Below are 16,108 nucleotides of genomic sequence, written 5' to 3'. Positions count from 1 at the left end.
TGACGCCATGACGATCCGATCCGCAGACGACCCGCCCCGCGCGCCGTCGCCGCCCGCCGCTCCGGGTCGCGCCTCCTTCCCCTGGATCGCGGCGACGGCGCCCGTGCTGTCCTCGCTGGTGCTCTATCTGCTCACCTCGTCGCCGTACACGCTCGCGCTCGCCGCGCTGGGGCCGGTGGTGGCAGTGGCGTCGTACCTCGACGGGGCACGTGTGCGTCGGCGGTCGATGCGGGTCGAGGCCGAAAGGTACGACCAGGAGGTCATCGAGTACGAGATCGCCCTCGCCGCTGCCCGCGAACGGGAACTCGAGGCGCTCCGCCTCGCCTCGCCGGGGCCGCTGGCGATCCTCGATCGTGCGCTGCCCGTGGACGCCCGCTGGCGTCGCTCCGCCGCCACTCTCGAGATCACGCTCGGAGACGGCGAGCGTCTCGTCACGTCCTCCGGGCGCGCGGCCGCCGGGCCGGTACTGCCGAACGTGCCGCTGACCGTCGCCCTCTCGTCGGGCATCGGTATCGCGGGGCCGGCGGTCCTGGTCCGAGCCTTCGTCCGAGGACTTGTCGTGCAGTGCGCCGAGCTGGTCGCGCCGGGTGCGCTCTCGATCAGGCTGCCCTCCGGCGTCGCCTGGCACGGGCTCAGCACCCTGCCGCACGTCCGCGCGACCACGGCTCCGGTCTGCCTGAGCGTCGTCGAGCAGAGTGGGGAGTCGACGGTGGGGGACCGGGTGATCGTCCTCGCCGACGACCCGTCGCTGCTCCCTGCGTCGTGCCGGGTCGTCGTCGTTCTCGGCGGACGAGAAGGGGATCGAGTGGTCGGGAGGGTCCTTCCGGGTGCGACCGAGAAGGTGCGGGTCGACTACGTGTCCGCGGAGCAGTCGCGGGTCTTCGCGGCCTCTCTCGCCGAGTCGAGCGTGGGGGGTGCTGCCGCGGACCTCCCCGCGCGGGTGCTCCTCGGAGAGCTGGGTGCGCTGACGCGCCGTACTGGGGAGACCGGTCTCCGCGCCGTCCTCGGGGCGGCCGAGGAGGGGCTCCTCGAGATCGACCTGGTCGCAGACGGGCCCCACGCGATCATCGGGGGCACGACGGGCAGCGGCAAGAGCGAGCTGCTGATCGCCTGGATCGTCGCGCTCGCGGCCCGCCACAGTCCAGCCGACGTGACCTTCCTCCTGGCCGACTTCAAGGGCGGGGCAGGATTCGCGGCGCTCGCCGAGCTCCCGCACGTGACAGGAGTGATCACCGATCTCGACCCGGGAGGCGCCGCCCGGGCGTTCGCCAGCGTCGCGGCGGAGCTGCGTCGGCGGGAGGTCGTCCTGGCGGAGCACGGGGTCCCCGACATCGCGAGACTCCCCGACGGCGTCCTGGCGCGGCTCGTGATCGTCGTCGACGAGTGCGCCGTCGTCCTCGAGCGGGCACCCGAGCTGCACCGCGCCTTCGCCGACATCACGGCCCGCGGTCGCTCGCTCGGGGTGCACCTGATCCTGTGCACGCAGCGGCCGATCGGCGTGGTCCGCGATGCGGTCGCCGCGAACTGCGGGCTGCGCATCGCCTTGCGCGTGCAGGACGTCGCCGACTCTCGGGCGCTGATCGGCTCCGATGCGGCGGCGCGCCTCCCGCACGGCATCCCCGGACGCTGCATCGTCGCGTCGGGCGGCCGGGAGCGTCTCGTCCAGGCAGCGATCGCCCGCGGTGATGACATCGCCGGAGCCGCGAGCCCCGGAGATGGCGCGGTCGCGGTGCACCGCCCCTGGCGCGACCCTCTGCCGGCGGTGATCCCCTTGCCTCCGGCAGGATCGGATCGGCGGATCCTCCTCGGGATCGTCGATCGTCCGGAGGAGCAGAGCCAGATCGTCGTGGCCCTCGAGAGGCGGTCGGTACTCGTCCTGGGAGCAACAGGATCCGGGCGGTCGGGTGCGCTGCGGACGATGGCCGCGCAGCTCGGCGAGGCCCGCATCGTCGGCCCGGCCGACCCCGAGGAGGCGTGGGACGCCGTCATGGACGACCTCCCCGAACCCGGACCGCTCGTCATCGACGACCTCGATCTGCTGCTGCGGCGCTGCACGGAGGAGGAGCGGCGTCGACTCCTCGAGGCGCTGCAGACCGCCATCCGCGCGGGGGAGCGCCGCGTCATCGTCGCGGCGCGACGCCCGACGGACGGTCTCGCCGCGCTGCGGGACGCGTTCGACGACGTCCTGCTCCTGCGTGCGTCGAACCGACAGGAGCATCAGCTGCTGGCGCTCGCCGGTGAGAGGTTCGACGCCGATCTGCCGCCCGGTGGCGGCTGGTGGCACGGCGAGCGCATCCAGATCTTCGCGTCCGCGGAGGCACCTCCGCGCCTGGCTGCTCCGCCGCCCCCTCCCGTGAGGGTCGGAGGCGCCCGAGTCGCCGTGCTCAGCAATCGGGCGCGAGCGGTCCGATCGCGACTGGCCGCGCTCGGAGTGATCGTCTCGAGCGTGGAGGAGGCGCTCGCCGACGGGTCAGGGGACGCGGTCGTGGGCACCGTCCTCGAGTGGTCATCGGCCCGCAGCCTCCTGGCGGCCGCGCGGCGATCGGGGATCCTGGTCCTCGACGTCGCCCCGATCGAGGCGCGCATCCTGCTCGGTCCGCTGGGTCCGGCTCCGCTGTGCTCGGGCGACCGCGTGCTGGTCGAGAGCGACGGAACGCTGCAGCGGTCTCGCTGGCCGGCGGCCGGGGAGTCCGGACACAGGGAATCCGCCGTATGACCCCGCCTCCGGCACTGATTTCGTGACGTTCGTGTTTCCGCATGTCCGATCTCGTCGGTCCGGCGTCGACACCTGGTGGGCGCTGTGCCAGTATTTCCTCACGTTCGCGCCGGTCGGCCGGAGCACCGACGCAGACAGGAGTCGCAGCATGACCCGTCCCCTCCCGAGGGATCCCGTCCTCCGCGAAGCCATCGCCGTCGCGCGCTCCCGCGAGCGCGAGCGGCGAGCAGTGCTCTCGCGGCGAGCGGTACTCGGAGGGCTCGGTCTCGGTGCCGGAGCGCTGGCGCTCGCTGCCTGTGCTCCCGTCAGTCGGCCCGCGCCGACGGCCGCTGCTGACCAGTCGGCCTCCGACCCCGAGCTGGTCTGGGACAACTGGCCCGCCTACCTCGACGAGGACGACGACGGCGCCTACCCGACGCTGCTCGCGTTCGAGGAGCAGAGCGGCATCTCGGTGAACTACAACGTGGCGGTCGACGACAACAACTCGTACTACGGGAAGGTCAAGGACCAGCTCGCCCTCGGTCAGTACATCGGCGCCGACACGGTCTGCCTGACCGAGTGGATGGTGTCGCGACTGGCTCGCCGTCAGTACATCCAGGAGCTCGACCACGCGAACATCCCCAACATCGCCAATCTCACCCCGTCGCTCGCCAACCCCGACTTCGACCCCGGCCGCCATCTCTCGTTGCCGTGGCAGGCGGGGTTCGCAGGCATCTGCTGGAACAAGGAGAAGCTCCCGAAAGGGCTCTCGAGCATCGACGACCTGTGGGATCCGGCACTCCGAGGCCGCGTCGGCGTGCTGAGCGAGATGCGCGACACGATCGGCCTGATGATGCTCGCCCAGGGCACGGACATCGCGGGGGAGTGGGGCGAGGATGCGTTCATGAACGCCATCGACGTGTTCCGCGAGCAGGTCGACGCCGGACAGATCCGCAACATCAAGGGGAACGCCTACCTCAACGACCTGCAGAACGAGGACACCCTCGCCGCGATCTGCTGGTCGGGGGACATCACGCTGATCAACGCGGAGGCCGGCGACAAGTGGGAGTTCGCGCTCCCGGACTCGGGCGGCACCCTGTGGAACGACACCTTCGTCGTGCCGATGGGCTCGCAGCGGAAAGCCAACGCCGAGGCCCTCATGAACTACTACTACGAACCCGAGGTGGCCGCCCAGGTCGCCGCGTGGGTCAACTACATCACCCCCGTCGACGGAGCGAAGGAAGCCATGGAGAGCATCGATCCGGACCTGGCCGAGAACCAGCTGATCTTCCCCGACGAGGAGACGCTGTCGCAGGCCCATGTCTTCCGGACGCTCACCGCGGCCGAGGAGAAGGACTACCAGGCCGAGTTCCAGAAAGTGCTGCTGGGCATCTGATGGCGACCGGAACCTTCGCCGAGAGCGGCGCCGACCTCGAACTGGTCGGGATCAGCAAGCACTACCCGGGCTTCACCGCCATCGACTCCCTCGACCTCACGATCCCCGCGGGATCGTTCTTCGCCCTCCTCGGGCCGTCCGGCTGCGGCAAGACCACGACGCTCCGTCTCGTCGCGGGCCTCGAGGAGCCCTCGGGCGGCCGGATCCTGATCGGCGGGAAGGACGTCACAGCGACCACGACCTATCAGCGGCCTGTGAACACGGTCTTCCAGTCGTATGCGCTGTTCCCCCACATGTCGATCCTCGAGAACGTCGCCTTCGGCCTCAAACGACGCCGGATCGACGACCCGGTCGGGAAGGCCCACGAGGCGCTCCGCCTCGTCGAGCTCGACCACCTCGCGCAACGCCGCCCCGCTCAACTCTCGGGCGGGCAGCAGCAGCGCGTCGCCCTCGCCCGGGCGATCGTCAACCGTCCGGCCCTCCTGCTCCTCGACGAGCCGCTCGGCGCCCTCGATCTCAAGCTGCGGAGGCAGATGCAGCTCGAGCTGAAGTCGATCCAGGAGGAGGTCGGACTCACCTTCCTGCACGTCACCCACGACCAGGAGGAGGCCATGACCATGGCCGATACGGTCGCCGTGATGAACAAGGGCCGCATCGAGCAGATGGGGGCGCCCGAGGAGCTCTACGAGCTGCCGCGCACCGCGTTCGTGGCCAACTTCCTCGGGCAGTCCAACCTCTTCACGGGGGAGGTCGTCGGCTCCACGGCGACGGCGCTCACCGTCGACGCCGGCGCTCATCGGATCGTGGTTCCGACCGTCAGGTCGGCGCGCGAGTCGGGCGAGATGACGGTCGGGGTCCGCCCCGAGAAGCTACTCCTCCTGACCGAGGCACCCGCTGACGCCCCCGATCGCAACGTGCTCGGCCCGGGCCGGGTGATCGACGTCTCGTTCAGCGGAGTGAGCACGCAGTACACCATCGAGATCCCGAGCGTCGGACCGGTCGTCGTCTTCGCGCAGAACATGGTATTCGGCCCTGTCGTGGGCGAAGGCGCAGAGGTCTGGGTCAGCTGGAGCATCGAGCACGGCTTCGGACTCGCGGACGAGCCGGGTACTGTCCCGCGGTTCGATCCCGACGACTCCACCCGCGCGATCGCTCTGCAGAAGCGCGGGCTGCTCGCCGGGCGCGCCGGAGGGTCCTAGGCATGGCCTTCGCCGCCTTCGCGTCCAGCACAGCGGATCCGCTCGACGCGCCCGTCCGCAAGCGCTCGACCGTCGCGCTGATCCTCCTGCTGCCGGGCATCGCCTACATGCTGCTGTTCTTTCTGACTCCCCTCATCTCGCTGGTGCTGACCTCGTTCCAGGTCGAGATCCCGGACGGCGACATCGGGGAGTACGCGCCCGGATTCGCGTGGCAGAACTACCTGGTCGTGATGGCGGACTACTGGCCGCACGCCCTCCGCTCTTTCGGCTACGCGCTCGTCGCCACTGTTCTGGCGCTGGTCGTCAGCTACCCACTGGCGTACTTCATCGGGGTGAAGGCGCGTCCGTGGCCGCTGCTCCAGAACCTGCTGCTCACGCTCGTGATCGCGCCGTTCTTCATCAGCTTCCTGCTCCGCACCCTCGCCTGGAAGCAGATCCTCGCTGATGAGAGCCCGCTGGTGCAGGCGCTGAAGACCATCGCGATCCTCCCGAGCGACGGTCACCTCACCGGGACTCCGTTCGCGGTGATCTTCGGCATCACCTACAACTTCATCCCCTTCATGACGCTGCCGCTCTACACGACGCTGGAGCGGCTCGACACGAGATTCCTCGAGGCCGGGTCGGATCTGTACGCGAACCCCGCGTCGGTCTTCTGGAAGGTCACCGTGCCGCTCTCGATGCCGGGCATCGTCTCGGGGACACTCCTCACCTTCATTCCCGCAGCGGGCGACTACATCAATGCGAGCCGCGACTTCCTCGGCTCCTCGCAGACCTCGATGGTCGGAAACGCGATCGAGGCGAACTTCCTGACTCTCGAGAACTACCCGGCGGCGGCGGCGCTGTCCATCGTGCTGATGGCCGTCATCCTCGTCATCGTCGCCTTCTACGTGAGGCGCAGTGGAACGGAGGACCTCCTGTGACCGCCACCGCCGATCGGCCCGTCGCGAGCGCTCAGGAGATCCTGGGCGCCCCCGCACCGGCTCCCGTCAGGGGGCCGCGCCGCTTCAAGGGCCTCGGGCTCGGCTTGTACACCGCGCTGGCTCTGATCTTCCTGCTCATCCCCATCGGGTACACCTTCGTCTTCTCGTTCAACGACTCCGTGAAGAGCAACCTCGCCTGGCGCGGCTTCACGTTCGACAAGTGGGTCTCGGCATGGACGAGCGAGGAGGTGATGACCGCGTTCGGCAACAGCCTCCTGGTCGGCGCCGTTGCGACGGTGCTCGCGACCGCGCTCGGCACGATGATCGCCATCGCTCTCGTGCGGTTCCGCTTCCGGTTCCGCTCGGCGATCAGCCTCCTGCTGTTCCTCCCCATGGCGACCCCCGAGGTCGTCCTCGGTGCCGGCCTGGCCTCGCAGTTCCTGACGGTGGGAGCCGAGAAGGGGCTCGTCACGATCATCCTGGCGCACACGATGTTCTGCATCAGCTTCGTCGTCGTCACGGTGAAGGCCCGGGTCGCGAGCCTCGACCCGCGGCTCGAGGAGGCGGGACGGGACCTCTACGCCTCGCCCGGTCAGGTCTTCTGGAGGATCACGTTCCCGCTGCTGCTGCCCGGGATCCTCGCCGCGGCGCTGCTCTCGTTCGCGCTGAGCTTCGACGACTTCATCATCACGAACTTCAACTCCGGATCGGTGACGACGTTCCCGAAGTACATCTACATCGCGGCGGCGCGAGGCATCCCCGCCGAGGCGAACGTCATCGCCTCGGCCGTGTTCCTCCTGGCGATCGTGATCGTCGTCGTCACCCAGGTGTCATCGGCGGCGCGGGCGAAGAGGCTCGCTCGGAGTCAGTGATTCCGGGCCGGTGAGTCCGGGCGGTGAGCGCGTCTCAGACGTACGAGGCCCGGATCGCGCCCACCGGGCGCCCACCGCCCGAGACCACCGGGTTGAGCTTCACCAGGACGTCGTTCGCGGCCGCCCGCTCGACCGCGCCGATCTCGACGAGGAGCTTCAGGGCGACCACCGTGGCGGCCCGCAGGCTGCCGTCGAGGATCTTGAGCGCGACGGTCGTGCCGTCGGGGGACGCCATCACCAGCACGCCCTCCGCGCCCATCTTCGCGACGAGGCCCAGACGCTCGATCACGACAGTGTTGTCGCGGCCGGGCCCGTCGATGGCCCAGGCGTTCTCGAGGATCGAGTTCGTCAGCACGCCCGCCTGGCGGTAGAGGCCGAAAGGCGACGCGGCCGAGGAGGAGACGATCCGCGAGATCCCCTTGGCCAGCGCGGTGAGCGGGAGGGCGTGCACAGGCGCACCGCAACCGTCGACGGCGGAGGCGACGATCCTCTCGCCCGTCAGGCGCTCGATCGTATCGACGATGTGCTGCTGCAGGGGGTGCGAGCGCTCGAGGTAGTCCTCGGTGCTCCAGCCGTTCTGCACGCAGGCCAGCAGCATCGCCGCGTGCTTGCCCGAGCAGTTCATGTACAGCGGATCCCGGGTGGCGCCGGCCCGCATGAGCTGGGTGCGCGTCGTGGAGTCGCCGGGCCAGTCGGCGGGGCACTGCAGTGCCGTGTGGTCGAGGCCGGCACGGAAGAGGAGGTTCTGCACGAGCGCGACGTGCTGCGGGATGCCGGCGTGGCTCGCGGTGGCGATGACCGCCTCAGCGCCGGTGAGGTCGACGCCCGCGGTCATCACGGCGAGGGCCTGGAACGGCTTGAGGCACGACCTCGGCAGGATCGGCGCCGTCGGGGTGCCGAGGCTCCGGGCCACACGTCCGTCGGAGTCGAGGACGACGGCGGAGCCGGTGTGGCGCGACTCGATGAAGCCGGAACGCTCGACGACGGCCAGTTCGACGGACTCTGCGACGGTGAAGGTTCCTGCGGGCATCCGTCCATCTTGCCCGACCCGCGGTGGTCTCCGGTCCGGGTCGGCCGCTCGCGGAGGAGCGTGTGCCCGCGCGCGGTCGACCTGCGAGGTGCGTCAGAGCGCGGCGAACGCCTCCGTGAGGACCGACAGAGCGTCGTCGAGGAGCTCGTCGGTGAGGGCGAGGCTCGGGAGGAAGCGGACCACGTTGCCGTAGGTGCCGGCGCTCAGGACGAGGACGCCGTGCGCCGCCGCGTAGTCGATGATCGCGGTGACGGCCGCGGTGTTGGGCGCCTTCGTGGTGTCGCCCGTTCCCGGCTGGACCAGCTCGATCGCCATCATCGCGCCGATCCCGCGGACGTCGCCGACGATGTCGTACCGCCCCTGGAGCTCGCGGAGTGCTGCTCCCAGGCGAGCGCCGATGCGGTCGGCCTCGGCGAGCAGACCGTCCTGCTCGATCCGCTCGAATACGGCGACCGCGGCGGCCGCGGCGACGGGGTTGCCGCCGAAGGTCCCTCCGAGACCGCCGGCCTGCGCCGAGTCCATGATCTCGGCGCGTCCCGTGACTGCCGCGAGCGGTAGTCCGCCGGCGATGCCCTTCGCCGAGAGGACCACGTCGGGGACGAGCCCGAAGTGCTCGCTCGCGAAGTACGCACCGGTGCGCGCCATGCCCGACTGGATCTCGTCGGCGACGAAGACGATGCCGTTCGCGGTGCACCACTCCTGCAGCGCGGGGAGGTAGCCCTCGGCCGGGACCATGAAGCCGCCCTCGCCCTGCACGGGCTCGACGACGAGACACGCCAGCGCGGAGGCGCCGACCGTCTTCTCGAGGTAGGAGATGGTTCGCTCGGCGGCCGCGGCACCCGAGAGTCCGTCGTGGTACGGGTACGAGCTCGGTGCGCGGTGCACATCGCTCGCGAACGGTCCGAAGCCGAGCCCGTAGGGGAGTGCCTTGAAGTTCATCGCCATCGTCAGGTTGGTGCGGCCGTGGTAGGCGTGGTCGAGCACCGCGACTCCGGGGCGACCGGTGTGCTTGCGCGCGATCTTCACGGCGTTCTCGACCGCCTCCGCACCGGAGTTGACCAGCACCGTCTTCTTCGCGAAGTCGCCGGGAGTGTGCTCGGCGAGCAGCTCGGCGACGCGGATGTAGGGCTCGTAGGGCGTGACGGTGAAGAGGGTGTGGGTCAGCCGGCCGAGCTGGGCGGTCGCCGCGGCGACCACTGCGTCATCGGTGTGCCCGATCGTCGTGACGCCGATGCCTGCGCCGAGGTCGATGAAGTGGTTGCCGTCGACGTCGACCAGGATCGCTCCGTGTGCCCGGTCGATGTAGACCGGCAGCGCGGTGCCCACGCCCGAGGGGACGACGGCGAGGCGTCGCTCGTGCAGGGCCCGGGATCGCGGCCCGGGGATCTCGGTCGCGAGGCGCCGCTCCTGGGGGACTGCCGACGTGGGAACCTGGGGGGCGAGCGTGTCTGTCATGGTCTGTCGAGTCTATCCGCGAGCCCCGAGAGGCGCGGAGGTCCAGACGGTCGAGACCGGCCTGATCCAGCGACGAGAAGGGGCATTCCGATGAAGGCAGAGCACGATTACGCGGTTTCCGTCGTCTGGGAGGGCGACCGGGGGACGGGGACCAGCGGCTACCGCGAGTACGGGCGGCAGAACCTCATCAGCGCACAGGGTCCTTCGCCCATCCTCGGCTCGGCCGACAAGCCGTTCCGCGGCGATCCCGACCGGTGGAACCCGGAGCAGCTGCTGCTCGCCTCCCTCGCCCAGTGCCACCTGCTCTCGTACCTGCACGTCGCCGTGAAGAACGGAGTCGTGGTGACGGGCTACAGCGACGACGCCGTCGGTCGCATGGTGCAGGAGGGCGAGGGCGGCCGGTTCGAGTCGGTGACCCTCCGGCCGCGCGTGCGGGTCGCGGACGAGTCGATGGTCGAACTCGCCCAGACGCTGCACGCGGAGGCCTCCCGGCTGTGCTTCATCGCGAACTCAGTGAGCTTCCCCGTCGGGCACGAGCCGACGACGGAGGCCGCGACGAACTGAGCAGCGCCGAGCCGGTCGGCTCAGAGGCGCTCGTGCGGCAGCGCTCGCTTGATCCGCTCCACCGCTCCTGCGGGCGGCGACTCGTTGTAGGAGCCGGCGAGCTCCTGACCGGAGAGCGTGTGGATCGCGGCCATCACCTCGTCGGTCGCGTGGCGGCGCGCGCGACCGGAGTCGGCGGAACCGTGCGCGGACAGATCGAGCGGATCCCCGAAGCGGACGGTGATGCGGTGCAGCCGCGGGATGCTCGAGCCGACCGGCTGCAGCTCCTGCGTGCCGATGAGGCCGACCGGGACGACCGGCGCCCCGGTCGTGAGGGCGAGCCACGCGACTCCGGTGCGCCCGCGATAGAGACGGCCGTCCCGCGATCTGGTGCCCTCCGGGTAGACGGCGAACGCCTCATCGCGCTCGAGGATCGCGCGGCCGAGATCGAGCGCCGCCTGCGCGGCCTGGCCGGCTCCGCGCTCGACCGCGACGGCTCCGACGGCGGTGAAGAAGGAGCGGGAGAGCGCACCGCGGACGCCGGACCCTGTGAAGTAGTCGGCCTTCGCCAGGAACTGCACCGGGCGCGGCGCGAGCAGCGTCAGCACGGGGGAGTCGATGAACGAGAGGTGGTTGCTGGCGAGGATCACCCGGCCGGAGGAGGGCACGTTGTCGCGGCCCTCGACTATCGGCCGGTAGATCATCCGCCCGGCGCCGCTCATCGTCAGGCGCGCCAGACGCGCCGAGAGGCCGATCCCGGGCGGGGTCGGCCTCTCGTGGTCGTCGTCGGTCCGCATTCGGACGAGGCTACCGGCGGGTTCATGCCGCCGGAGTCATGTCAGGCCAGCGTCGCGAGGGCCTCCTCGATCACGCTCGCCGCGTCGTCGATCAGCTCGTCGCTGATGACCACGCTCGGCATGATGCGCAGGACGCTGTCCCAGCTGCCCGCGTCGAGCACGATGACGCCGTTCGTCGTCGCGTGCTTCAAGATCGCGGCGAGCGCCTCCGGGTTCTGCCGCTTCGTGCCCGGGTGCACGAGCTCGACGCCGAACATGGCGCCCTTGCCGCGGACCTCGCCGACGACGGGGAAGCGCTCGGACCAGTCGCCGATGCGGGCCCACAGGGCGCGCTCGACGCGCTGCGCCTCGGCGAGGAGCCCCTCCGACTCGATCGCCTCGAACGTGGCCAGGGCGGCGGCGGTGGAGACGGGGTTGCCGCCGAAGGTCCCGCCGATGCCACCGGGCTGCACGGCGTCCATGATCTCGGCGCGGCCCGTGACCGCCGCGAGAGGGAAGCCGCCCGCGATGCCCTTGGCCGTCGTGACGAGGTCGGGGACGACTCCGAAGTGCTCCATCGCGTACCAGGTGCCGGTGCGCGCGATGCCGGCCTGGATCTCGTCGGCGACGAAGACGATGCCGTTCTCGGTGCAGAACTCGGAGAGGCGCTCGAAGTAGCCGGGCGCGGGGATGATGATGCCGCCGTCGCCCTGGATCGGCTCGACGAAGAGAGCCGCGAGCTCCTGAGCTCCGATGTGCGTGCGGATGTAGTCGATGGTGCGCTCGGCGGCCTCGGCGCCGGTCATACCCTCGGGGTCGCGGAACGGGTAGCTCATCGGGAGGCTGTAGATCTCGCCGGGGAACGGGCCCATGCCGGCGCGCTCGGGCCAGGGCCGGTAGGTCATCGCCATGGTCAGGTTGGTGCGGCCGTGGAAGGCGTGGTCGAGCGACGCGATGGCGCGGCGACCCGTGTACTTGCGGGCGATCTTCACCGCGTTCTCGACCGCCTCCGCGCCCGAGTTGACGAGGATCGAGTGCTTCTCGAAGTCACCGGGGGTGATCTCGGCGAGCTTCTCGGCCACGCGCACGTAGTTCTCGTAGGGCGTCACGGTGAAGAGGGTGTGGGTGAGCTTGTCGGCCTGGGCGGCGGCGGCCGCGGCGACCGCGGGGTGCGCGTGGCCGATGGTCGTCACTCCGATGCCGCAGCCCAGGTCGATGAGGCGGTTGCCGTCGACGTCGACCAGGACGGCGCCCGAGGCGTGATCCATGTAGATGTTCGCGAGGGTGCCCGCGCCTCGCGAGACGCTGGCGACGCGACGCTCCTGCAGGGCGATCGAGCGCGGGCCGGGGAGCTCGGTGACGAGCGCGCGGGACTGGGGGACCGAGAATTCACGCATGCCGCCATGCTAGGCGAGCGGTCTGCGAAGCCCCGCGACGGCGCCCCACGTCCAGCCCCTCCATAGGAGGGTCACCGAGGATGGTCTCCTCCCCTTGTACGTGCCGGCTCCGCCGGAGAGGAAAGGTGCGCTGTGCGCAGAACACTCGCGATCGTGGCCGTCGTCGCCGCGGCCCTCGGCCTGACGGCCTGCACGGACGCCGCTGAGGAGGCGTCACCGAGCGCCTCGGCGACTCCGCTCAGCTGCGTCTCGGAGGGAGATGCGACCAGCGCCGTCCAGACCAGCGGCGACTTCGCGACCAAGCCGGTCACCGTCTTCCCGACGCCGATCAGCGTCGAGGACACCGAGGGCTCGGTCGCGATCGAAGGCACGGGAGCGACGGTCGCCGAGGGCGACACCGTGCTCGTCGACTACACCCTCTACAACGGGACCAGCGGAGCCGAGTTCTCGGCCAGCACGTACGCCGCCGGTGGCCGTGCTGCGTTCGAGGTCGACGTCGACAAGTACCTCGCCGGTCTGGTGAAGGCCGTGAACTGCGCGACCGTGGGATCGCGCGTGGTCGCCGTGGTGCCTCCGGCCGACGCGTTCGGCGACGCGGGCAACACCGACCTCGGAATCGCCGCGACCGACTCGATCGTCATGGTGATCGACGTCGAGGGCATCATCCCGACCACCGCGACCGGCGAGCCGCAGCCGCCTGTCGACGGCCTGCCGACGGTGGCGCTCGCCGAGGACGGCACGCCGACCGTGACGATCCCCGCGACCGACCCGCCCGCCGACCTGCAGATCGCCGTGCTGAAGAAGGGCGACGGCCAGACCGTGGCCGACGGCGATTCGCTCGTCGTGCAGTACCAGGGCGTCGTCTGGGGCACCGGCGCGGTCTTCGACCAGAGCTGGGGATCGGGCACCCCCGCGTCCTTCAGCACCGGGGACGTGATCGAGGGCTTCAAGCAGGCGGTGGTCGGCCAGACGGTCGGCTCGCAGGTGCTCGTCGTCATCCCGCCCGCACAGGGCTACGGAGACGCGGGCAACGCGGACGCGGGCATCAGCGGCACCGACACTCTCGTCTTCGTCATCGACGTCCTCGCCGTCAGCTGACCCGATCACGCCGAGGTGCTCCGTGCGAGGATGGGCGGATGCGCAGGGTCATCATCCTCGGCTCGACCGGGTCCATCGGCACGCAGGCCCTCGACGTGATCGGCGCGAACCGCGACCGCTTCGAGGTGGTCGGACTCTCGGCGGGCTCGAACCGCGCCGTCGTCGCCGAGCAGGCGGCGGCCTTCGGTGTCGAGCACACCGCCTTCGGCGAGATCGAGGCCGAGCAGCTGGTCCGCGGCGTGGAGGCGGACGTCGTCCTCAACGGCATCACCGGCTCCGTCGGCCTCGGCCCGACGCTCGCCGCACTCGAGGAGGGGCGGACGCTGGCACTCGCCAACAAGGAGTCGCTCATCGTCGGCGGAGAGCTGGTCACCTCGATCGCGGCCCCGGGGCAGATCGTCCCCGTCGACTCCGAGCACTCGGCCATCGCGCAGGCGCTGCTCGCGGGGGAGCACCGCGAGGTGCGACGCCTCGTGCTCACCGCATCGGGCGGCCCGTTCCGTGGACGGGACCGCGCGTCACTGCGCGATGTCACTCCGGCGCAGGCACTGGCGCACCCGACCTGGGACATGGGGCTCGTCGTCACGACGAACTCGTCGACCCTCGTCAACAAGGGTCTCGAAGTGATCGAGGCGCATCTGCTCTTCGATGTGGCGTACGACCGGATCGACGTGACGGTGCACCCGCAGTCGGTCATCCACTCGATGGTCGAGTTCGTCGACGGATCGACGATCGCGCAGGCTTCGCCGCCGGACATGCGGCTGCCGATCTCGCTCGGCCTCGACTGGCCGCACCGGGTCGCCGGCGTCGGGGCCCCGCTCGACTGGACGCGTGCGCACTCCTGGACCTTCGAGCCGCTCGACGAGGAGGCCTTCCCCTCGGTGCGGCTGGCGAAGCGCGTCGGCAGGGCGGGGGCGTCGTATCCCGCCGTCTTCAACGCGGCCAACGAGCAGGCCGTCCACGCGTTCCACGCCGGGCGGATCGGCTACCTCGACATCCTCGAGACGGTGGAGGCGGTGGTCGACGCGCACACGGTCGACGGAGCTCTCACCCGCGAGTCGCTGGCCGACGCTGAGACGTGGGCGCGGCGCGCGGCGGACGAGCGGATCGCGGCCGCCTGAGCTCTGCGGCGCAGAACGTCGGCCGGGAACGGTCGCCGTGCACTCATCGTCGATGAGTCGCGCTCTCGGCTCAGGGCGGGCTCGCTACCGCGACTCATCGACGACGCCCAGGCCGGGCCCAGCAGAACGCCTCGTGCCCGGCCTACAGTGACCCAGTGGAATCCGTGCTGCTCTTCGTCCTCGGCGTCGTCATCATCGCCGTCGGTGTCGCGCTCTCGATCGCCCTGCACGAGGTCGGGCACCTGGTGCCCGCGAAGCTGTTCGGCGTCAAGGTCACGCAGTACATGATCGGATTCGGTCCCACGATCTTCTCGAGGCGTCGCGGAGAGACGGAGTACGGGATCAAGGCGATCCCGCTCGGCGGCTACATCGCGATGATCGGCATGTACCCGCCGAAGCACGAGGGCGACCCCCTCACGGAGTCGGCCGTCGGCATGTTCAAGGGCGTCGGCCAGCAGTCCGCCGACATCCGCGCGAGCAGCCGAACCTCGATGATCGACGAAGCGCGCGCCGCGAGCGCGGAGACCATCGGCGAGGGGGAGGAGCACCGCGCCTTCTACCGGCTGCCGGTATGGAAGCGCGTCGTCGTCATGGTCGGCGGGCCCTTCATGAACCTCGTCATCGCGAGCGTCCTCTTCACTGTCCTCCTGTGCGGCATCGGAGTCGCTCAGAGCACCTCGACCATCGCCACGGTCTCGCAGTGCGTCGTCCCCGCCTCGTCCACGGGGGCAGAGACCTGCTCCGCCGACGACCCGCTGTCGCCCGGTGCCGAGGCGGGGATCCTGCCGGGGGACACCATCACCTCGATCGACGGCACCGCCGTCTCGTCGTGGGAGGACCTCACCCCGATCATCCGGGAGTCGGCGAACACGCCGCTCGACGTCGTCGTCGACCGTGACGGACAGTCCTTCTCCCTCACCATCACCCCCGTCGAGAACGAGGTCGCGGTCACCGACGCCTCGGGCGCGGTCGTGACGGACTCCTCCGGAGCCGTCGAGACGCAGACGGTCGGCTTCATCGGCATCTCGCCGACCAGCGCGCTCGTGCAGCAGCCGATCACCGCCGTCCCCGAGACGGTGTGGACCAACATCACGAGCGTCGCGCACGTGATCCTCAACCTGCCGCAGCGCCTCTACGACGTCGCGCAGGCCGCCTTCGGCAACGAGGAGCGCGACGCCAACGGACCGATCAGCGTGGTCGGCGTCGGCCGCATCGCGGGCGAGATCGCCGCCTCCGACCAGCTGCCGATCGTCTCGAAGGTGCAGACGATGGTCGGCGTGCTCGCCTCGCTCAACGTCGCACTGCTCGTCTTCAACCTGGTGCCGCTGCTCCCGATGGACGGCGGACACATCGCCGGCGCACTCTGGGAGGGCCTCCGGCGCCGCACCGCGAAGCTCTTCGGCAGGCGCGACCCCGGGCCCTTCGACATCGCCCGGCTGCTGCCGTTGACCTACGTGGTCGTCATCGTGCTCGGCGGCATGAGCGCGCTTCTCATCTACGCCGACATCGTGAACCCCATTCGGCTGTTCTGAGTTGGATTGCACGCCGGGCGTAGCCCGGCGTGCCGCGGTCGGCTTTCCGGGGTGGTTGCGTAGGTGGAGCGTGC

The 16,108-nt window shown here is 70.4% G+C and carries 13 protein-coding genes; 9 read left to right on the top strand and 4 right to left on the bottom strand.

Annotated elements, in window-relative coordinates:
- Window positions 1-7: 7 nt before the first annotated feature.
- The 5 genes from ASG06_RS16430 (at window position 8) to ASG06_RS16410 (ending at window position 7,082) form a co-directional block, all read left to right on the top strand.
- Entirely contained in the window at window positions 8-2,716 is a 2,709-nt protein-coding gene (locus tag ASG06_RS16430) for an FtsK/SpoIIIE domain-containing protein (protein WP_056044506.1), read from the top strand.
- A 148-nt stretch (window positions 2,717-2,864) separates the two neighbouring features.
- On the top strand, window positions 2,865-4,091 hold the full coding sequence (locus ASG06_RS16425; RefSeq protein ID WP_082499307.1) for an ABC transporter substrate-binding protein: 1,227 nt from the start codon (window positions 2,865-2,867) through the stop codon (window positions 4,089-4,091).
- Complete coding sequence (locus ASG06_RS16420; protein ID WP_056044504.1) at window positions 4,091-5,290, top strand: ABC transporter ATP-binding protein; 1,200 nt, start codon at window positions 4,091-4,093, stop codon at window positions 5,288-5,290. The genes ASG06_RS16425 and ASG06_RS16420 overlap by 1 nt, the downstream gene beginning before the upstream one ends.
- Before the next feature lie 2 nt (window positions 5,291-5,292).
- The gene (locus tag ASG06_RS16415; RefSeq protein WP_056044503.1) at window positions 5,293-6,210 is read left to right on the top strand and encodes an ABC transporter permease; all 918 of its coding nucleotides are present in this window, start codon (window positions 5,293-5,295) and stop codon (window positions 6,208-6,210) included.
- A gap of 104 nt (window positions 6,211-6,314) precedes the next feature.
- Window positions 6,315-7,082 (top strand): ABC transporter permease, encoded by a 768-nt coding sequence (locus ASG06_RS16410; RefSeq protein WP_231727797.1) that lies wholly within the window; start codon window positions 6,315-6,317, stop codon window positions 7,080-7,082.
- A 34-nt stretch (window positions 7,083-7,116) separates the two neighbouring features.
- Here ASG06_RS16410 and ASG06_RS16405 read toward each other — a convergent pair whose 3' ends face one another.
- Complete coding sequence (locus ASG06_RS16405; protein WP_056044501.1) at window positions 7,117-8,112, bottom strand: asparaginase; 996 nt, start codon at window positions 8,110-8,112, stop codon at window positions 7,117-7,119.
- A gap of 93 nt (window positions 8,113-8,205) precedes the next feature.
- Window positions 8,206-9,567, bottom strand: coding sequence for a 4-aminobutyrate--2-oxoglutarate transaminase (gabT, locus tag ASG06_RS16400; protein WP_056044499.1), 1,362 nt, complete (start codon window positions 9,565-9,567; stop codon window positions 8,206-8,208).
- 90 nt (window positions 9,568-9,657) lie between these two features.
- On the opposite strand from gabT (ASG06_RS16400), the gene ASG06_RS16395 reads away from it, so the two are divergent.
- Window positions 9,658-10,131, top strand: a complete 474-nt coding sequence (locus ASG06_RS16395) for an OsmC family protein (protein WP_056044498.1) — start codon at window positions 9,658-9,660, stop codon at window positions 10,129-10,131.
- A 20-nt stretch (window positions 10,132-10,151) separates the two neighbouring features.
- Here ASG06_RS16395 and ASG06_RS16390 read toward each other — a convergent pair whose 3' ends face one another.
- Together ASG06_RS16390 and gabT (ASG06_RS16385) are read right to left on the bottom strand one after the other, a co-directional pair.
- Entirely contained in the window at window positions 10,152-10,907 is a 756-nt protein-coding gene (locus ASG06_RS16390; protein WP_056044496.1) for a lysophospholipid acyltransferase family protein, read from the bottom strand.
- Window positions 10,908-10,948: 41 nt separating this feature from the next.
- Window positions 10,949-12,283: a 4-aminobutyrate--2-oxoglutarate transaminase gene (gene gabT, locus ASG06_RS16385; RefSeq protein WP_056044494.1), complete on the bottom strand. Its 1,335-nt coding sequence runs from the start codon at window positions 12,281-12,283 to the stop codon at window positions 10,949-10,951.
- A gap of 132 nt (window positions 12,284-12,415) precedes the next feature.
- On the opposite strand from gabT (ASG06_RS16385), the gene ASG06_RS16380 reads away from it, so the two are divergent.
- The 3 genes from ASG06_RS16380 (at window position 12,416) to ASG06_RS16370 (ending at window position 16,034) form a co-directional block, all read left to right on the top strand.
- Complete coding sequence (locus ASG06_RS16380; RefSeq protein ID WP_056044493.1) at window positions 12,416-13,381, top strand: FKBP-type peptidyl-prolyl cis-trans isomerase; 966 nt, start codon at window positions 12,416-12,418, stop codon at window positions 13,379-13,381.
- A 38-nt stretch (window positions 13,382-13,419) separates the two neighbouring features.
- Window positions 13,420-14,502 (top strand): 1-deoxy-D-xylulose-5-phosphate reductoisomerase, encoded by a 1,083-nt coding sequence (locus tag ASG06_RS16375; protein WP_056044491.1) that lies wholly within the window; start codon window positions 13,420-13,422, stop codon window positions 14,500-14,502.
- Window positions 14,503-14,666: 164 nt separating this feature from the next.
- Window positions 14,667-16,034 carry a M50 family metallopeptidase gene (locus ASG06_RS16370; RefSeq protein WP_056044489.1) on the top strand — a complete coding sequence of 456 codons (1,368 nt, stop codon included), beginning with the start codon at window positions 14,667-14,669 and terminating at the stop codon, window positions 16,032-16,034.
- Window positions 16,035-16,108 lie beyond the last annotated feature (74 nt).

The organism is Rathayibacter sp. Leaf185, from assembly GCF_001423885.1.
Classification (GTDB): Bacteria; Actinomycetota; Actinomycetes; order Actinomycetales; family Microbacteriaceae; genus Rathayibacter.
Note: the sequence above shows the minus strand (reverse complement) of the source record. Positions and strands in the feature narration are given on the sequence as shown.